The organism is Nocardia vinacea, from assembly GCF_035920345.1.
Classification (GTDB): domain Bacteria; phylum Actinomycetota; class Actinomycetes; order Mycobacteriales; family Mycobacteriaceae; genus Nocardia; species Nocardia vinacea_A.
Genome location: NZ_CP109149.1, coordinates 7557653 through 7576249, shown reverse-complemented (window position 1 = coordinate 7576249; position 18597 = coordinate 7557653). Strand labels below are relative to the sequence as shown.

Here is an 18597-nt window from a genome sequence, read left to right as displayed (position 1 = left end):
TCAGCTGGCCCCACCGGAGGACTCACCGCGCATCAGCGCCCCGAGCGACTCGCGGTCGGTCACGTCCATCTTGATGCAGGCTCGGTAGAGGTGGCCCTCGACCGTGCGGACGGAAACCGTGAGGCGATCGGCGATCTGACGGTTGGACAGGCCTGCCGCGACGAGATTCGCGATTTCACGTTCCCGGGAGGTCAGTGGCAAAGGCTGGGCTGCCTGGCGCAAAGCGGGCGTGCTGGCACCACCGCAGGCCGCGGCGAGACGGTTCGCGGTGGCCGCGGATTCGAGGAGGCGGCGGCGGTCACCTGCGCGTTCATGGGCGGATGCGGCTTGGGCGGCGGCATCGGCGGCGGAAAGCATGGCGCCGATACGCTCGAATTCGGCCGCGGCCGCGTCGAGTCCTGGTCCGTCGTGCGCCGCGAGTGCCACCGCATGGCGGGCCTGGACCTGCACCAGTGCGCCGTCGACCCGGGCGGCCAGGTCGGCGAGTCGGCCTGCCACCGAATGGTCGCCGAAGCGGGCGGCCGTGTGCAGTGCCATGGCCTCGATGGCGTGCTGATGTGCGCGCGCCGCCGAATCGGCGGCGCCCATGGCCAGTCGGATGGCGGGGGTGACGGTGCCTTCCGCGGCGGCCGCGCAGGCGCGCGCGATCTCCAATTGCGGGTCGTAGACCGCGCTGTGCCTGCCACCGCGAGCGGCCGCCTCGGCAATGGATTCGGCTGCCTCCGGAGCCCGCCCGAGTGCCGAATATGCCTCGGCCAGACGGATTCTCGCCGGAATGTGCCAAGCGGCGGCACCCTCGGCGGTGAGCGCGGCCAGCGCCTGTTCGAGATGTTCGATCCCGTCCAGGAAGCGGCCCTGCGCCACGTCGACGGTGCCCTGCAAGATCTTCGACATGCCCCACGCCAGGTACTGGCCCGGTGCCGAGTAGCCGAAATACCCCGAGGCGCGACGGCGGGCGGCCTCGAGATCACCGATGCAGATCAGCGCGAGCACCTCGGCATGGGTCGAGATGAACCGGTTGAGTCCGTCGATATGCGACTCCACCTGGTGCCCGCGGGCCGCGTACTGCCGCGCCGCCTCACCCTTACCCATCAGCGCCAGCGCCAGGCCGCCGCCGAAGGCCGCCCACCAAACCGCCCACGGCGGTGCACCTTCGGTCTCCATCACCGACTCGGCCCCGGAAAACGCTTCCTCGAGCAGATTTTCGTGAACCGCGCACGCCGCGGCCAGACCGTCGAAGGTGGCCATGATCTTCGGATGCTGCACTTTGCCGCGCAGCATCGCGAGCACCTCGTCGGCACGCTCGGCATCGCCCATGGCCCAGAACAGATTCGAGACCCGGGTGCTGCCCCAGCGGCCCAGTTGCACCTCGCTCATCTGATCCGGATCGAAGCTGGCGAGGGTGCGTTCGGCCTCGATGCGATGGCCCTGCCACAGCAGCGCCCGAGCCAGCAGATCCGCGGCCTCCACCCCGCCACGACGTTCCACCGCGGCCCTGGCGAAACGCTCACCGAGCGGCAAATTGGCCAGCCCGATCGCATCGGCGGCAGCCGCCTCGAAGAGTTCGAGATCGGCGGATTTATCACTGTCCAACGCCAATTCGGCCAGCCGGATGCGGTCCGGCGCGGATTTGATCGCGCGTTCCTTGAGCGAGGAGTACAGCCGACCGCGCAGTCGCCGGGCCGAGGCAATGCCGAGCCTGCGCCGGATGACCTCACCGAACAGCGGATGGTTGTAGCGCACGATCAACTGGTGGGTGTTCTCGACAACCCTGATGAGACCGCGGGTCTCGGCGGCCTCCACGGCCTCCTCGCCCGCCAGTTCGGAGAGCACGTCGAGATCGATGGGCTCGCAGAAGGTGAGCAGTTCGAGCACCCGCAGCACCGGTTCGGGCAGCTGCTCGACCCGATCCTCCAGTAGCGCAGCCAATTCCGAGGTCACCGCGGCCCGGCCGCGCAGCTGCCAGACGCCGTTCACCTGCCGCAGCGAGCCCGCCTCCAGCGCACCCTCCACCAAATGCCGCAGAAACAGGGCGTTTCCGCCGGAGGACTCCCACATCAGGTTGGCCGTGAAGCCTTCCAACTGCCCGCCGAGCATCGACTCCACCAGATCGACGCTCTGCCGCTGCGTGAACGGAGTGAGGTCGATGCGCAGCAGATGGCCGTCTTTCCATAACGAGGTCACCGCATCGGGCACCTGCACCCCGCTGCGCACGGTCGCGACAATATGCGCGGCCTTATCGATGGCCAGCTGCAACAGCAGTGTGGCCGAAAGCTGATCGAGCAGGTGCGCGTCGTCGACACCGATGATCGCGTGCCCGTCGGCGAGCAGTGCCTCGCGCGCGGCGGACATGAATGTCACCGGATCGTGCGCCGTGTAAACGCCGACCATATGGGCGAATACGCCCAGTGGAATGCTGCGGGCCGATTCCGTACCCGCCACCCACCGGACATTGCCGCCTACCGCAGCCGTCGCCTGTCTCGCCAGCGTCGTCTTCCCGACTCCGGCGTCGCCCGTCAATACCGCACCGACGTATTCGGTTCCGGTGAGTGCCGCGCGGATCGCTTCGAACTCGGTCTCGCGCTCGATCATCGGCCAGTTCCGAGCCATAGCTCTTACTGTAGTTCGTCACGGATCATGATCGACGACAACGAACCATGAACGGGCGCACCGGCTCCGCTGTTTCGGCGCCTAACCGAGCACGTCGTGACGGACAATGGTCTGGTCACGACCCGGTCCGACACCGATACAGGAGATGCGGGCGCCGGACAGCTCCTCCAGACGCAAGACATAGGCCTGGGCGTTGGCAGGCAATTCCTCGAAGGTCTCGACATGTGAAATGTCTTCCCACCAACCGGGCATCTCTTCGTAAATCGGCTTGGCGTGGTGGAATTCGGTCTGTGTGGTCGGCATCTGCTCGACCCGCTTGCCATCGATTTCGTAGGCGACGCAGATCGGCACCCGCTCCAGGCTCGACAGGACGTCCAGCTTGGTGAGGAAGTAGTCGGTGACGCCGTTGACCCGAGTCGCATAGCGCGCGATGACCGCGTCGAACCAGCCGCAGCGGCGGGCCCGGCCGGTGGTCACGCCGACCTCACCGCCCTGCTTGGCCAGGAATTCACCGAAATTGTCGAACAGTTCGGTCGGGAACGGACCCGAGCCGACGCGGGTGGTGTAGCACTTCAGGATGCCGAGCACAGTCGTGATCTTGTTGGGTCCGACACCCGCGCCGACCGCCGCACCACCCGAGGTCGGGTTGGACGAGGTCACATACGGGTAGGTGCCGTGGTCCACATCGAGCAGGGTGCCCTGCGAACCCTCCAGCAGTACAGTTTCGCCGCGCTCGAGCGCCAGATTCAGTTCCAGGCGGGTGTCGGCGATGCGGTGCTTGAAGCTCTCCGCCTGTCCGAGTACCTCGTCCACCACCTGCTGCGGGTCCAATGCGCGACGGTTGTAGATCTTCACCAGGACCTGGTTCTTGAACTCCAGGGCCGCCTCGACCTTCTGGGTCAGGATCTTCTCGTCGAGCACATCCGCGACGCGCACGCCGACCCGGGCGACCTTGTCCTGATAGCACGGACCGATGCCGCGACCGGTCGTGCCGATCTTCTTATTGCCGAGGAAGCGTTCGGTGACCTTATCGATGGCCACGTGGTACGGCATGATCAGATGCGCGTCGGCCGAGAGCAGAAGTCCGGAGGTATCGACGCCGCGCTCCTCCAGTCCGGCCAGCTCGGCGAGCAGGACGCCGGGATCGACCACGACACCATTGCCGATGACGTTCGTCACGCCCGGCGTGAGAATGCCGGACGGGATCAGATGCAGCGCGAACTTGTCGCCATTGGGCAGAACGACCGTGTGACCGGCGTTATTACCGCCTTGGTACCGGACCACCCATTGCAACCTGCCACCGAGCAGATCGGTTGCTTTGCCCTTACCCTCGTCGCCCCACTGGGCGCCGATCAGGACGATTGCCGGCATGGTCGTGTCTCCTACGGTTCGACGCGCAACAGCCATCTGTTGCAGCTACCTGCCGTATTGAGGCGGTGGCCGGAAGCACAGTCTACCCAACGCCCAGTTGCGTCCCGGCCACCGTCCGGATCGCAGGCGCCGGTCGATGTCTACGCACCCACAACGGAGCTGTCTTCCGAGCGACCCGTTCCGTCTCGCGTCCGAGTAGCCGAAGCGCATGCGCCGCACGTGTAACGGCTCGACCATCCGTTGCGTGCGCATTGGGCGGCCGAGCGATCCGCCATCGGTGACCCGAACGGAGCGAGTCTTACGAGCGACCCGTTCGCGGCCCGTCTCGCGTCCGAGCCGTCGAAGCGCATGCGACGAAGTCGCGAGTCTCGACGGCTCGGACGCGAGACAGAATGGGCCGCGAACCCGCGGCGCCCGCGCCGCCAAAAACACAGCTATGGTTGCGAGGCACTGGCGGACCGGTGGTCCGCCGACAGGTGGCGAGGGTGACCGACGGGTTGTCGGCCGAACCGAGGAGGGTGTACGGCAGTTTGAGTACCCACGTTCTCCGTTGCGACGGCGCACCGGTACCCATCGCCCTCGCGTCGCTGCCGCTCTCGCAGACGACCGCCATCCCGGAAAACAGCGTCATCGATGAGCTATTGCCCGTACTCGCCGCCGACAGCCTGCCGCGGCTGATCGTGCTCGGCGACGACGCCGCCCTGGCCTCCGTGCTGACCCATCTGATGCGGACCGAGCGGCTGCATGTGGAGATCGGGTACGTGCCCGTCGACAAGACCTACGGCTCGCGCGCCTACCAGACCGGCACCGGCAATGCCGCCGCCAAGCGGGCGGTGGAGGGTCGGCCCGTCGAAACCCCGCTGATTCGCGACGACACCGGAACCGTGCTGGTCGGCCGGGCCGAGATCACCGGGCCCGGTGGCGAAAAGCTCGAGGGCGAAGCCTATGTGGACGACGTCCAGTTGTTCTCCGGCAAGGTCAACGCGATGGTCGTCTCCCCCATGCTGGATATGCCCGGGGTGCGGGCCAGCGTGCAGAAGAACATCATCCGCAGGCGCCGCTGGCTGGAAGGGCGGGCGGCGCAGCTCGGCACGCCGGGGGCCGTGGTGACCAGGGACGGCATCGCCAACGATCGGGTGCTGCCGCGGTCGTCGTTCTATCGGCATCACGAAAACTGGCTGCTGGTGCGTTGATGATGCGTTTTCCGAGAGACGGCCGCCCCGCATTGGGTGTTTCGCGGCGGCCGAGCCCGATATTCCTGCTGGTGATCGCGATCGCGGTGGCGGGTGGCGTGCTCGCATGGGACGCCGATGTGCAGTCGACGCGGGCGAAGTTCGGGGTATTTCTGCTCGTCGTATTCGGCTGGATCGTCACGCTGTGTCTGCACGAATTCGCGCATGCGTACACGGCGTGGCGGGCGGGCGATCGCGAGGTGGAGTTGCGGGGCTATCTCACGCTGAATCCGCTGAAATACAGCCATCCGCTGCTGTCGATCGTATTGCCGATGGTGTTCATCGCGCTCGGCGGTATCGGCTTGCCCGGCGGTGCGGTGTACGTGCACACGCATAACGTGAGCGCGCGCATGCAGCGGATCATCAGCGGTGCCGGGCCTGCGGTGAATGCGGTGTGCGCGATGCTGCTGCTGGTGGTGGTGCGGTTTTTCGGCAGTGATACTTCGCATCGCGCGTTCTGGTATGGCCTGAGTTTTCTGGCGTTTCTGCAGATCACCGCAACGCTTTTGAACATTCTGCCGGTGCCCGGGTTGGACGGATATGGCGTGGTCGAGCCGTCGCTGAGTTATCAGACGCGGCGGGCGCTCGATCAGTTCAAGCCGTTCGGGATGCTGATCCTGTTCGCGCTGCTGTTCACGCCGTCGATCAACAAGGTGTTCTTCGATGCGGTGTACTCGCTGTACGAGTTGTCCGGGGTCGATGCGGACTGGTCGCGGTACGGCAGCTGGCTGACGCGATTCTGGACCTAGCCGATATACCGGTCGCCCGGTCCGACCTCCCGGACCGGGCGACCTCTTCGCACGACCGCTGCGCGCCCTTACCCGCCCGGCCACCACACCTTATGGCCGGTAGGGCGGTTCGCCGTCAGGCGAAGCGTCTCAACCGCGCTACCCCTCGTAACCGCGGTTGCCTCTCGAGGCTATGACCGCGGGCAGCTGCGAACACGAGTAGCGGACTACGTGAAGATCATGATTCGGGTACCGGGGGCCGAGCACGCTGTCCCGCAGCGGCGCAATATGTCCGAAATCCGCTGAGTAGTCTGCTCATTTCTCCGGCGGCACGTGCGGATTCGGGACCGTCGGCGGCAGCAGGGCCATGGCCGAGATGCGCTGCATGCCGCAGACCTGCATGAGATCGACCAGCATGGAGCGCATCTGCGCGAAGACCACATGAGCCGAAAGTCCCGCGCCCTCAACGAGTTCCGGTCGCGCGGCCTTCGCTATGCCGCGCAGCACCCGGGCGGCTTCGGCCTGATCCGGCTGCTGGCCGGGATCGGCGAGCATCATCCGGCGCACCACCTCGACGGCTTGGGCCAGGCGCTCCAGTTCCTCGATCAGTCGCGGGTCGAGGATTTCGTCGTCCTGGACCAGGGTGAGGGAGCGGCGCAGCAGCACCCGCGTATTGCGGACGGCATTGTCGAGCGGGTCGGCGGTGGCGCGGATGCGGTCGAGGCGCTGGCGGGAATTCCAATAGAGCGGAGAGATCCGGCTGATCTCGCGGCCGCCCTCCAGGGTGGAGCGCAGTCTATCGATCTGGGGCTGGGTCGCGCGGGCCGCGGTCAGGGACGTGCGGATCTTCTCCGGATCCTGTTCGAGCAGACCGTCGGCGCAGTCGTGCAGCGACTTCGCCAGTACCGCAAGGACTTCCGCGGCTTGCTCGCGGGCCCGACGCACCGGGTGCAGTGGTATCGATGCGACCACGACCACACCGACCAACCCGCCGATGAGCGCGTCGATCATGCGCGAGAAGCCGCCGCCCGCCGACGGCGGCAGCAGCGTCGCGACCAGCACCGCCGAACCGGCGGCCTGCATGGTGATGATCGAACCGCCGTCCAGGAATACTGCCAGCGCCATGGCCACCGCGACGACGAGGGCGATCTGCCAGACGCCGGTCCCCGCGCGGGTGATGAACAGGTCGCCGATACCGATGCCGACCGCGACGCCGACTACCAACTCCACCGACCTGCGCAGCCGGGCGCCGAACGAAATGCCGATCGAGACCACGGCCGCGGTCGGTGCGAAAAAGGGCTGGGTGTGCCCGACAATCTTGTGCGCGATAAACCAGGCCAGCGCCGCGCCGACCGCGCACTGCAGAATCGGCAGCGCGGACAGTCGCAACCGCGCCCACGAGCTGCGCAACTTCTCCATGCTGCTGGCGCGGGCGACACCCACCGGGGAATTCGGATCGAGCCCACCCGTCGCCCGACCACCACCCCTCATCGAATCGCTCCGCAATGCTGCAATCACTAGTTAGTCGAGGCCGAGCTCACCCGCGGCGCGCGGGTCGCAGTCTTCCAGCAGGTCGAGGCAGCGTGCGTACTCCTCGGTCTCGCCGACCGCCCTGGCCGCCCTGGCCAGCGCGGCGACACTGCGGAGGAAACCGCGATTGGGTTCGTGGCTCCACGGCACCGGCCCGAAACCCTTCCAGCCATTGCGCCGTAGTAAGTCCAGGCCGCGGTGGTAGCCGGTGCGAGCGAACGCGTACGCGGCGACGATGTCGTGATTGACCACCTGGGTATCGCCCTCGGCCCCGCCACGCTGCAACGCGGCCTCCGCGAGATGGGCCCAGGCGATCGAAGCCGACGGATGCGCGGCCGCGACCTGCACCGGATCGGCATTGTTCAACAGCGCCTCCTCCGCATCGGAGTCTTCGGGCAGGAGTACCGGTTGCGGTCCGAGCAAGTCACCGAACGAGGTCATGCGGTTCATTGTGCACTGCGCGCGCATGTTGCGCCGACACGGCGTTCCTCTGGCTGAGCAGTGCCCAGCCCACCTCTCCCGCCCACCCGCCGCTGTCGAGCCGGACGAGGCGGAGTACGGCGCGGGGGAATCCTCACAGTCGACCGAATTGCTGGCTAGGCTGGCCGTCGAGTTCAACTGTTCCGCCCGACCGAGGGGTTATTAGGTGTCCGACCCGAACGACGAGAAGAGCCCGGCACAAAATCCCGGCCGCCCCGCCGAAGCGGCAGCCGACCCGCGCCCAGCCGCACCCGCAGACCGGACACCCACCTCGCCCAACCCCTCCGAACGGAGCGCGCCCTCGCGCCCCGGTCCGGCCACTGGCTCCCGCACCCCGTCGGGACCGGCCAACTCCTCGGGAGCCGGGGCCGGCGCGAAGGAAGGCGCGGCTGACGCGACCCGGCCGTTCCCCTCATCGTCAGGGCCCGGCTCGTCGGGATCCAACGCCCCCACCCGCCCTGGTCCAGCCACCGGCTCCGGCATACCCTCGCGACCCGGCACACCCTCCGGGCCAGGCGACTCCTCGGGTCCCGGTGCTTCGGGAGGCAGCGCCGGCTCGGCGGCTGCTCCAACTCGACCGGTTCCCGCCTCGTCGGGGCCGAGCGTATCCCTGGGATCCGGCGCGCCATCGGGAAGTGGTTCGGCTGCGAAAGAAGGGGCGGCGAGCGCACCGACGCGGCCAGTTCCTGCAGCATCGTCGCCGAAGCAGCCGTCGTCCGGTGCCGGGCAGTCGGGCGGGTCGGGTGCGGCGACCGGGGATATCGCCGCGCTCGGGAAGCCCGCGGCACCCAGCCAGTCGGGCGGAGCAGCCAACGCGCCGTCATCAACATCCGCCCCTGGCGGCACCCCCAAGCCCGGTGGCCCCGGTAAATGGGCCGGCGGCGCAACCCCATCCGCTCAGACGCCGAGTGGCGTAACAAGGCCGGGCAACGCGGGCCAACGAGATACCGGTGCAGCCTCGCCTCCCGCGCCGGGTAACGCAACCGCGGCAGGCCGCGCGGGCCAACGAGATAGCGGCAGCGCCTCGCCTGCTCCTGCGCCGAGCAACACAGCCAAGCCGCGCGGCGGGGGCCAACAAGGTGGCGACGCAGCACCATCCGTTCAAACGCCGAGTGGCGCAGCCAGGCCGGGCGGCGCAAGCCAACGAGACAGCGGCGCAGCCTCGTCTACTCCCGCACCGGGCGGCGCAGCCAACCTGGGCAGCACGGCCCAGCGAGGTGACGGCAGCCCATCTGCTCCCACACCGGGCGGCGCAGCCAGGCCGGGCGGCGCAGGTCAACAAGATGGCGGCGCCTCATCCGTCCCCGCGCCGGGCGGCGCAGCCAACTCCGGCGGCGCGGGCCAGCGAGATGGCGGCACTGCCCCGTCTGCTCCCACACCGGGTAACGCAACCAGGCCAGGCGGTGTAGGCCAGCGCGACAGCGGCGCAGCAAAGCCGGGCGGCGCGGGCCAACGAGACAGCGGCGCAGCTTCATCTGCTCCAGCGCCCGGCGGCGCAACCGGGGCGGGCGGTGCAGGCCGACGAGACAGCGGCGCTGCCTCGCCTGCTCCAGCGCCCGGCGGTGGAATTAGGCCTGGTGGCGCGGGCCAGCGGGATGGCGGTGCGGCCTCGTCTGCGCCCGGTTCCGCGAAACCGGGTGCAGCTGCCGATTCCACACGTTCCGGGGGTGACGCGGCGAATTCCGAGGTGAAGACCACGGAGATCTCGCGTGGTGGCGTCGAGGGCAAGGCGGCTTCCACGAAGGCGCCGGGCGCGGCGGCTCCGGGTCAGGCGACGCCAGTTGCCGGCTCCGGCGGAGCAGCCAATACCGGCTCCGGGCCGAATGCACCGACCGTCGTGATCAAACGGGGCGGTCCCGCCGCCCAGTCTGCTGCCGGTACGGCGAAGTCTGCTGCTGCTGCGGCCGGCGGAACTGCCGCTGCAGGATCCGACGCTGCCCCGGCCGAAGCGGTAGCCGATGAGTCCGCGGCACCCACCGCAGGGGCGACCGCATCAAGTGCCGCCAAATCGACCACTCCGACTGGAGCTGAGCCACCGTCTGAAACCCCGTCACCAGGTGACGTGCCCGTATCGGCGACCGGATCCGCTGCGGAAACCGCTGTAATTCAGCGGGATTCGGCTGCGGCCAAGTCTGCGGCAGCACCCGACAAGGTCGACGATGCCGCGGGTGCGGATGCGGCGACCATGGTGATGCGACGGATCGATCCAAAGGCCGAGTCGACGGGCAAGGGAGCGACTGCCGCTCCGACGCAAGATGAGCCGGATCTGGCGGGCGCGGACGACAAGACCGTCGCCATGCCGGTGGTTTCGAAGCTGGATGCTGAGCAAACCGTCGCACTGCCGATTCAGAAGCCGGCCGATAAGCCGGTCGACAAGGACGCCACGGAGCGAATGCGGACCGATGCCGGGACCAAGCCCGGTACCGACCGAGTCGTTCCGCCCGCGGCGCGGCCCGGTCCGATCACCAAGCCGCCGAGCACACCACGTCCGGCGGCCGGTCCGAAACAGGCTGGGGCGCAAGGGCCTTCGCAGAGTGGGCCGGGGGTCGAGGAGACCGCACCCTCGGCACCGCGGGGGCCAGCGCGGCCGCGGCAGGTCGCGTCGGCCCCGTCACCCGCGGACACCCAGCAGACTCGACCCGCGCAGCCGGTCACCGGATCACGGGCGATGGCCCAGCCGCAGCGGATCACGCCGCCCGGTCAGCAACCGGGGGCCGCCGAGGCACCGGCCGAGCGCTCGAAGCGCTGGTTGTTCATCGGCGCGGCCGCGGTGGCGCTCATCGCGGTGATCGGGCTCGCGGTCGCGCTCATCGGGGGCCGGGGCGACAACTCCCCGGAGGCCAAGGTGCGCGCCACCATCACCGATTACACCCAGGCGCTGAAATCCGGCGATCTCGCGGCGCTGCGCAATACCACCTGCGGACAGTTGCACGACTTCTATCAGGGCATTCCGGCGGACCAGTTCGCGGGCGTGCACCAGCTGTCGATGGATCGCAAGAACATTCCCGCGGTGGCCAGCGTCGATGCGATCAAGATCACAGATAAGACGGCGATCGCGCAGGCCACCGTGTACACCGACGCGGATCCGACGAAGCGCTCGGCGCGGACTTTCGATCTGGAGCAGACCGCCGACGGCTGGAAAGTCTGCGACCCGCCGAGCGCCGGGACGCCCTAGCCGAAAGGTGACGCCGAATCCGGCAGGACATATCCAAAAGGTAAGCCCTCTAACCGGTAGCGAACGTCACACTTACCTGGTCATCGGACCGGTTCGCCAGTAGCATGGCCCGGATCATGGTCAGGGAGCAGACAATCGAAAAGCCGGAAGTCGAAGTGGTCGAGCAGACAGCCACGCTGGCGGGAAGCCGGTTCCGGGTGCGCGAACACTATTCGGTCGGCCGGGAGAAGGTCCGTGAGTTCGCCCGCGCGACGCAGAGTCGGCACGGTGCGCATTATTCCGAACCCGATGCGCGCGAACTCGGCTACGACGGCATCGTCGCGCCGCCGACCTTCGCCTCGGTCATCGGCATCAATGCGACCAGGGCCCTGCTGGATTCCGTACTCACCGAATACGACCTGTCCCAGATCCTGCAGACCGACCAGGTCTTCGAGCTCACCCGCCCGATCCTGGCGGGCGACCGGCTCAGCACCGAGATCGTGATCGACTCGATTCGCCAGTTCGGCGACAACGACTTCATCCTGGTGACGTTCTCGCTGACCAACCAGCACGGCGAGATCGTGCAATCGGGTTCGACCACCATCGTGGCGCGCCGCGGTGTCGAGGTGGATCCGAATATCGCGGCCGCCGTCGAGAACATCATGATGCACGCGCGCCCGGTCACCGTCGGTGATATCACGGCGACTAACAGCGGCCCGCTGGTCGCCTTGCCCGCGGATGCCCCGGCCCCCGGACAGCCTGCGGTGCGGAGCGCATCCGTGCGCTCGCTCCCGGACTTCGACCGGCTAGCCGTCGGCGATCAGCTCCCGGCCGAGACCGCGCAGGTGACGCGCGGTGATCTGGCCAACTATGCGGGAGTTTCCGGCGATCCCAACCCGATTCATTTCAGCGAGCGCGCGGCCCAGTTGGCCGGACTGCCGACCGTGGTGGCGCACGGCATGCTGACCATGAGCCTGGCCGGTGATTATCTGACCTCCTGGCTCGGTGATCCGACGGCAATCGAAAAGTTCAGCGTGCGGTTCGCCGGATTCGTTCCGGTGACCGCCGAGGCGCCGAGCGCCGTCGAATTCAGCGGGAAGATCAAATCGCTCGATCCGCACCGACGGACCGCGACCGTTGTGCTCGCGGGAAGCTCGGAGGGACGCAAACTCTTCGGCCGGGCCATCGCCGAGGTTCGCTTCGCCTAGCGGCGCAACCTCATTCGATGGTCGTGTGCACGAGATAGACGTTGTAGTCGCTCCAGGTCGAAATATTGAAGTACAGGTCCGAACCCGACGACCAGGGGTGGATGAATCCACCGTAGAGCTCCGGATATTCGCGCACCGTCACCGTCGGTGCGCCATCGGACCACACTCCTTGTGGTGAATTCGCTTCGCGGACCACCAGTGCCGCTTTCGCCGTATCCAAATAGCTCATCTGCCATACGTTTCGGGAGGCGTCGAAGCGCACCGACAACTCACCGACGGGCGCGTCGACGATCGGGCTCGCGGAGCCGAATCCACCTACCGGAGTCCAGTTTCCGTCTCGCCAATACTGGTAGGCGGTGGTGTTGAGGAGCTGATCCTTCGGCACTCGCGCAAGGCCGACCGAGCCGAGGCGGGTATTGGGCGTGCCGAACATGTACACGTAGTCGCCCTGCGGAACCATCGCGCTCACTTGGAAATTCGCGAGACCGAAGATGTTGTCCCAACGCGCATAGGGATCCTTGGTCCAGGTCTGACCGTGATCATCGGAATAGGCGATGCCGCCGTAATTGGTGAAGAATGTGCCCGGAATGCTGTTCCAGGTGCGAATCGACATGTAGCTCAGGTACTGCCGCTCACCGAGTGCGAATCCGGAGGTCGGAATCGTGGTGACCTCGACATTGTCGAGTTTGCGGCTGGAGAGCACCTCGGCCGCGTGGCAGCGGTCGTCGGTCACCATCCGGTCGTAGGTCATGCCGTCGGTGAGATCGCGATCGGTGCTGAATGCGAGCACATTGCTGCGCCAATCCAAACCCATTCCGCCCGGCGGGTGGAAGCCGCGTCCGATGGTGTCACCGAAGGCGGTCGCGATCTCCCCCGGCGCGCTCTCCCACATGATGCCGAGATCGGTGCCATCGACCTGCCAGCGCTTATCGGTCCGATTGACCGAACTCGCGCCGGTCTGCTTGGCCACCTCGGTGACCGCGCCGACCCGTGGCGTCGGCCGAGCCGCAGTCAAAGGAGCGGGTTCGATCGACGGATCCACCCGCGGCGGAGGCGGCGGCACCTGACCGGGATCCGGTCCCGGTCCCGGAATCGCGAAGTGGAAAGGCTTGGGGCTCAAAAGAATTTCCGGAATACCGAGTTGGCTCGCCGGACTCGGTGGCAGTGCCGGTAAGTCGGTCAGATCAGGGCACGGATTCGTGCAGGGATCCGACGGCAACTGCATCTGCGTCCGAACCGGCGCGGGTTCGGGCCGATCCGGCGGCAGCACGGTGATCACCGGATACGGAATCGGCACGTCGAGCGTCTTTGGCACCAGCCCCTCATGTGTCGCGGGCGGATCCGTCACACACGGCCCGGCCACCGGCCCGGCCTCCTCCGGCGTGGCACCGGCTCCTGCCGCGCACGTCAACGTCCCGGCCGCACATACGACCGCACCGAACACCGCCACCCACCGCCGAGTCATCCGCAACCCCTCGATATCTCGCGCAAAATGGACACCCGTCACGCCGCATCAAAGCTCTCCGCGATGCTGTGCACCAGCGCCCGACCCTACCCGTTTTGTCCTCTTCGCCCGGTCCGACTTACCGAGCGATTCACCCATGCGCCGCACGGATATCCAGAATTAACAGGAAACTCCTACTCCATTTTCGGGACCGCAGCCCGACCGCCCTGCTACCGTCCACGACACGACAACTCGAGTCGGGGTGAGTGGCCGTCCACCGGGGGAGCAAAGGGCCTCCGGTGGTTCTCATTCGCGGCACCGACGGCCACCGCCGACCCGCTCACCGACCTGCTGTGCAACTCGGGTTCCGCCCAGTTCTGCCCGCCCACCCAACCGCAACAGAACTTGCCGAACAACCCGCCGCCCCAGGCACAACCGCCCCAGGCACTACCACCGCAGACCCAACCGGCGCCCTACTACAAGAACTGCGACGAGGTCCGCCGGGCCGGAAAGGCGCCGCTGCACCGCGGTGACCCTGGATACGCCGCCCACCTGGACCGCGACAACGACGGAATCGCCTGCGAATAAAGTGCACTGACACCGGCGCGGAAAGCGGAGCAGGATGGAGAATGTGAAAGCTGCACTGATCTATCGCCGCGCTGTACCCGCGTTCGGCGCCGCCTGTCTGGTGATCGGCGGTATAGCGATCGCGTCGCCGATCGCCGCCGCCGATTCCGTCCAATTCGTTGCCGGGCCCGATAGTTCGCTTCCGGTGCCGTCCTATCGGCCGGGGCCGAAAGGGTCTAATGTGCCGCCGCCGGAGAAGTCGAATGAGGAGGAGTCGCCGAGGTATTACACCGATTGCGATCAGGTTCGGGCCGAGGGCAAGCTGCCGCTCTATCGCGGTCAGCCCGGATATAACCCGTATCTCGATCCGGATGGGGACGGCATCGCCTGCGACTGAGCGACTACTGGACGGCCTGGAACACCAGAACCGTTGCGCCGATGCGGATATTGTCGCCGTCGGCGAGCAGCGCGCCGCTCTCGATCGCCTCGTCGTTGACGTACACGCCGTTGGCCGAATGCAGATCCTTGATCAGCAGTCCGGCCCGGCTCGGCATGATATGCGCGTGGTAGCGACTGGCCTTCGGATCGTCGAGGACAAGATCGTTATCGGTCATTCGGCCGATTCGCATGCCGCCCTGCGCGATCGCCATGACCCGGCCGTCCGGCATGCGCAGCTGACCGCTGCGGACCGCACGCGGCATCTCGGTGACCGTCTCGGTCATCGCCGCGGCCAGCCGCTCGGTGCGCTTGAGCTCCATCGTGCTCAGCGGTTCCTGCCGCAGCACCCGCTGTTCGAGATCGACCAGGACCGGGCCCGGATCGATACCGAGTTCGTCCGCGAGCACCGTGCGCACCCGACGGCACGCGTCCAGCGCATCGGCCTGTCGGCCGGATAGGTACAGCGCGGTGATCAGCTGACCCCACAGCGGTTCGCGCAGCGGATGTTCATTGGTCATCGAGACCAACTCGCCGATCACCGACGACGCACGGCCACAGGCGATTTCGGCATCGATACGAGCCGAGGCGGCCTGCAGCCGCTCCTCGTCCATCGCGGTGGCGAAACCGTCGGCGAACTGCAAGCCGGCCAAATCGGCCAGTGCCCGACCGCTCCACTCGCGCAACGCATTTCCGAACAGTTGCGACGCGCCCACATGGTCACCGACCTCGGCGGCCCGCGCGCCCGCATCCCTGGCCGCCTCGAAGCGGCCGAGATCGCAGCCATCCTCCGGGATCTCGAGTCGATAACCGGATGATTCGGTGCGCAACACCAGCGCCGGATCCACACCCGAATTACGCAGGGCCTTACGGATATTCGAGACGAATACCTGCAGGCTGGCGGCGTAGGAATCGGGCGGATCCTCGTTCCAGACCATATCGGCCAGCGCAGCCGAAGCCACCGCGCGCCGTCGATTGACGGTCAGCGCGGCGAGCAAGGCTCGCGGCTTGGGCCCGCCGACCGCCACCGGTTCACCACCGACGAGCAGTCGAACGGGCCCGAGCACGCGCACATCCAGAACCATGTGCTCAATGCCCCCCGAAGGGTAAATAGGGTCAGGCGCTGATCGAGCGACCCGCGGACTTCAGATCATTGCACGCCTCGACGACACGTGCCGCCATGGCCGATTCGGCCTTCTTCAGGTAGCCGCGCGGATCGTAGGCCTTCTTGTTGCCGACCTCGCCGTCGATCTTGAGCACACCGTCGTAGTTGGTGAACATGTGCGCGGCGACCGGCCGGGTGAACGCGTACTGGGTGTCGGTGTCGACGTTCATCTTCACCACACCGAAGCGCAGCGAATCCTCGATCTCCGACTTCAGCGAGCCCGAACCGCCATGGAAGACGAAATCGAACGGCTGCGCGTCCGCCGCCAGACCCAGCTTGGCCGCCGCGACGCGCTGCCCCTCGGCCAGCACCTCGGGCTTGAGCACCACATTGCCCGGCTTGTACACGCCGTGCACATTGCCGAAGGTCGCGGCGAGCAGGTACTTGCCGTTCTCGCCCGAGCCGAGCGCATCGATGGTCTTCTGGAAGTCCTCGGGGGAGGTGTAGAGCTTCTCGTTGATCTCGGCCTCGACACCGTCCTCTTCACCGCCGACGACGCCGATCTCGACCTCGAGGATGATGTTCGCGGCGTTGGTCGCCTTGAGCAGCTCCTTGGCGATCTCCAGGTTCTCGTCGATCGGGATTGCCGAACCGTCCCACATATGCGACTGGAACAGCGGGTTCTTGCCCGCGTTCACCCGCTCCTGAGAGATGGCGATCAGCGGCCGCACGAAGGTGTCCAGCTTGTCCTTGGGGCAGTGGTCGGTGTGCAGCGCGATGGTCACGTCGTAGCGCGCGGCGATCACATGCGCGAATTCGGCCAGCGCGACCGCGCCGACGACCATATCCTTCACACCCTGGCCCGAACCGAACTCCGCGCCGCCGGTGGAGAACTGGATGATGCCATCGCTGCCCGCGTCCGCGAAGCCCTTGATGGCCGCGTTGACGGTTTCCGAGGAGGTGCAGTTGATGGCCGGGAAGGCAAAGGAGTTCGCTTTGGCCCGACCGAGCATCTCGGCGTAGACCTCCGGAGTCGCGATGGGCACTGTGAAGACCTCCGTGTTGTGCGGCAAAAGACAATTCTGTCAGCCCACAGAGTAGGCCAGCGGGCTTTCGCGCGATGTGCGGGGACCGCTCTGTGAGGCGGGTTGACAATACGGACCGGCCGGTCGGACGATGCGAACTTTTCGCACAGCAAGAGGTTTCTCAGTTGGACCCGGTACTGTTGGCCGCGTAATTGCGCTGGCAGCTTCCGATGCGGTGGCAAGCGATATAGGCCAGCCGTACCCGGGACAGGAGGCCGCGTGATTCTGCTGGCAGCGACAGAATCGGTGACGAGCAACGTCGCATTGACCCAGTTGCTGGACCCGATGCACCTGCTTACGGAGACGTGGCTCAAGAACGCGGTACTCCCGGCGATCCTGGTGATCGTCTTCATCGAGACCGGTCTGCTCTTCCCGATCCTCCCGGGCGATTCGCTGCTGTTCACCGGCGGCCTGCTGTCCGCTACGGACAATCCGCCGGTATCGATCTGGGTGCTGTTGCCCGCCGTCATGGTGACCGCCTTCGCCGGTGATCAATGCGCCTATTGGATCGGCCGGGCGATCGGGCCCGCACTGTTCCACAAGGAAGACACCCGGTTGTTCAAGAAGCATTACGTCACCCAGACGCATGCCTTCTTCGAAAAGCACGGGCCGAAGACGATCATCCTGGCCCGATTCGTGCCGATCGTGCGCACGTTCATGCCGGTGCTGGCGGGTGTGTCCAAGATGGATTACCGCAAGTTCGTCACCTTCGACATCGTCGGCGCCATCCTGTGGGGCGGCGGTGTCACGGTGCTCGGCTACTTCCTCGGCAACGTCGCGTTCATCCGCGACCACATCGAGCCGATCTTCCTGCTCATCGTTCTTATCTCGATCCTGCCCGGCATCATCGCGGTGGCCAAGAAGGTGCTCAACCGCGGTGTGGACGAGGCCGCTCAGCACGACGCCGCGCTGACTGCCTCGACGAACGAGCCGACCCACTGAGCCGGTGTCAACGGCGCAGTTGCCCCTAGCAGTGGGCAGTTTCGATCCGCTGACCTCGGCGGGCCCCGCGCTCGTCTGGACGGTGGTGCTGACCTTCGTCTTCCTCGAATGCGCGTTGATCATCGGGTTGTTCCTGCCCGGCGACTCGATGCTCATCACCGCGGGCATCGTGATGGCCTCCAACGCCGCGGGCGAGGCCCATGTCTGGGCGTTGTCCATCGGCGCGATGATCGCGGCCATCGCGGGCAACCAGGTCGGCTATGTCATCGGGCATCGCACCGGCCATCATCTGGTGGCCAGGAAGAACGGCCGCTACATCAACACCCGCAACCTGCAGCGGGTCACCGAATTGCTGCAGCGGCACGGTTTCCTCGCCGTACTCATTTCGCGCTGGATCCCGTGGGTGCGCACGCTGTGCCCGATGGTCGCGGGCGCGGCGCGGATGGATCACCGCAAATACACCGTCGCCAGCACGGTCGGCGCCATTATCTGGGCTCCGGTACTGCTGCTCATCGGCTACTACGCGGGCAGTTTCCTGGACCGTGTCCCGTGGCTGATGCCAGGTGTCATCGGCACCCTGGTGGTCGGGCTGATCATCGGAACCGCCGTCGGCATCCGGCACTACCGCCAGGAAATCGCCAAACCCGCCGAGGATTTCGATTTCGAAACCGCGCCCACCGGCGTGCTGGAGTCCGAGTGCTGATGC

At 66.8% G+C, this 18597-nt stretch carries 16 protein-coding genes; 8 read left to right on the top strand and 8 right to left on the bottom strand.

Annotated features, from left to right (window positions below; translation table 11 throughout):
• Together OIE68_RS34440 and OIE68_RS34435 are read right to left on the bottom strand one after the other, a co-directional pair.
• Complete coding sequence (locus OIE68_RS34440) at nt 1-2610, bottom strand: LuxR C-terminal-related transcriptional regulator (protein ID WP_327095131.1); 2610 nt, start codon at nt 2608-2610, stop codon at nt 1-3.
• Between the two features lie 81 nt (nt 2611-2691).
• Nucleotides 2692-3981 carry an adenylosuccinate synthase gene (locus OIE68_RS34435; RefSeq protein ID WP_327095130.1) on the bottom strand — a complete coding sequence of 430 codons (1290 nt, stop codon included), beginning with the start codon at nt 3979-3981 and terminating at the stop codon, nt 2692-2694.
• A gap of 518 nt (nt 3982-4499) precedes the next feature.
• On the opposite strand from OIE68_RS34435, the gene OIE68_RS34430 reads away from it, so the two are divergent.
• Entirely contained in the window at nt 4500-5174 is a 675-nt protein-coding gene (locus OIE68_RS34430; protein WP_327101927.1) for a hypothetical protein, read from the top strand.
• Nucleotides 5175-5176: 2 nt separating this feature from the next.
• Entirely contained in the window at nt 5177-5962 is a 786-nt protein-coding gene (locus tag OIE68_RS34425) for a site-2 protease family protein (protein WP_327095129.1), read from the top strand.
• Between the two features lie 294 nt (nt 5963-6256).
• Here the strand turns inward: OIE68_RS34425 and OIE68_RS34420 are convergent, their stop codons facing one another.
• The 3 genes from OIE68_RS34420 to OIE68_RS34410 all read right to left on the bottom strand — a co-directional run bounded on the left by OIE68_RS34420 (nt 6257) and on the right by OIE68_RS34410 (nt 8764).
• Nucleotides 6257-7432: an FUSC family protein gene (locus OIE68_RS34420; RefSeq protein ID WP_419150605.1), complete on the bottom strand. Its 1176-nt coding sequence runs from the start codon at nt 7430-7432 to the stop codon at nt 6257-6259.
• A gap of 30 nt (nt 7433-7462) precedes the next feature.
• Nucleotides 7463-7912 (bottom strand): DUF3151 domain-containing protein, encoded by a 450-nt coding sequence (locus OIE68_RS34415; RefSeq protein WP_327095128.1) that lies wholly within the window; start codon nt 7910-7912, stop codon nt 7463-7465.
• A gap of 201 nt (nt 7913-8113) precedes the next feature.
• Nucleotides 8114-8764 (bottom strand): hypothetical protein, encoded by a 651-nt coding sequence (locus tag OIE68_RS34410; protein ID WP_327095127.1) that lies wholly within the window; start codon nt 8762-8764, stop codon nt 8114-8116.
• Between the two features lie 1249 nt (nt 8765-10013).
• Here OIE68_RS34410 and OIE68_RS34405 point away from each other — a divergent pair.
• Together OIE68_RS34405 and OIE68_RS34400 are read left to right on the top strand one after the other, a co-directional pair.
• Nucleotides 10014-11126: a hypothetical protein gene (locus OIE68_RS34405; protein WP_327095126.1), complete on the top strand. Its 1113-nt coding sequence runs from the start codon at nt 10014-10016 to the stop codon at nt 11124-11126.
• Nucleotides 11127-11242: 116 nt separating this feature from the next.
• On the top strand, nt 11243-12313 hold the full coding sequence (locus OIE68_RS34400) for a fused (3R)-hydroxyacyl-ACP dehydratase subunits HadA/HadB (RefSeq protein ID WP_327095125.1): 1071 nt from the start codon (nt 11243-11245) through the stop codon (nt 12311-12313).
• 10 nt (nt 12314-12323) lie between these two features.
• On the opposite strand, the gene OIE68_RS34395 is transcribed toward OIE68_RS34400, so the two are convergent.
• On the bottom strand, nt 12324-13778 hold the full coding sequence (locus tag OIE68_RS34395) for a DUF4185 domain-containing protein (protein ID WP_327095124.1): 1455 nt from the start codon (nt 13776-13778) through the stop codon (nt 12324-12326).
• 27 nt (nt 13779-13805) lie between these two features.
• Here OIE68_RS34395 and OIE68_RS34390 point away from each other — a divergent pair, with 27 nt between their 5' ends.
• Nucleotides 13806-14345, top strand: coding sequence for an excalibur calcium-binding domain-containing protein (locus tag OIE68_RS34390; protein WP_327095123.1), 540 nt, complete (start codon nt 13806-13808; stop codon nt 14343-14345).
• 43 nt (nt 14346-14388) lie between these two features.
• Nucleotides 14389-14721 (top strand): excalibur calcium-binding domain-containing protein, encoded by a 333-nt coding sequence (locus tag OIE68_RS34385; RefSeq protein WP_327095122.1) that lies wholly within the window; start codon nt 14389-14391, stop codon nt 14719-14721.
• A gap of 4 nt (nt 14722-14725) precedes the next feature.
• Here the strand turns inward: OIE68_RS34385 and OIE68_RS34380 are convergent, their stop codons facing one another.
• Together OIE68_RS34380 and fbaA are read right to left on the bottom strand one after the other, a co-directional pair.
• The gene (locus OIE68_RS34380) at nt 14726-15844 is read right to left on the bottom strand and encodes a BTAD domain-containing putative transcriptional regulator (protein WP_327095121.1); all 1119 of its coding nucleotides are present in this window, start codon (nt 15842-15844) and stop codon (nt 14726-14728) included.
• A 31-nt stretch (nt 15845-15875) separates the two neighbouring features.
• A complete protein-coding gene (fbaA, locus tag OIE68_RS34375) occupies nt 15876-16910 on the bottom strand; it encodes a class II fructose-bisphosphate aldolase (protein ID WP_327101925.1) in 1035 nt (344 codons plus the stop codon).
• Between the two features lie 324 nt (nt 16911-17234).
• Here fbaA and OIE68_RS34370 point away from each other — a divergent pair, with 324 nt between their 5' ends.
• Nucleotides 17235-17891: a DedA family protein gene (locus OIE68_RS34370; protein WP_327101924.1), complete on the top strand. Its 657-nt coding sequence runs from the start codon at nt 17235-17237 to the stop codon at nt 17889-17891.
• A 19-nt stretch (nt 17892-17910) separates the two neighbouring features.
• Nucleotides 17911-18594, top strand: coding sequence for a DedA family protein (locus OIE68_RS34365; protein ID WP_327101923.1), 684 nt, complete (start codon nt 17911-17913; stop codon nt 18592-18594).
• Nucleotides 18595-18597 lie beyond the last annotated feature (3 nt).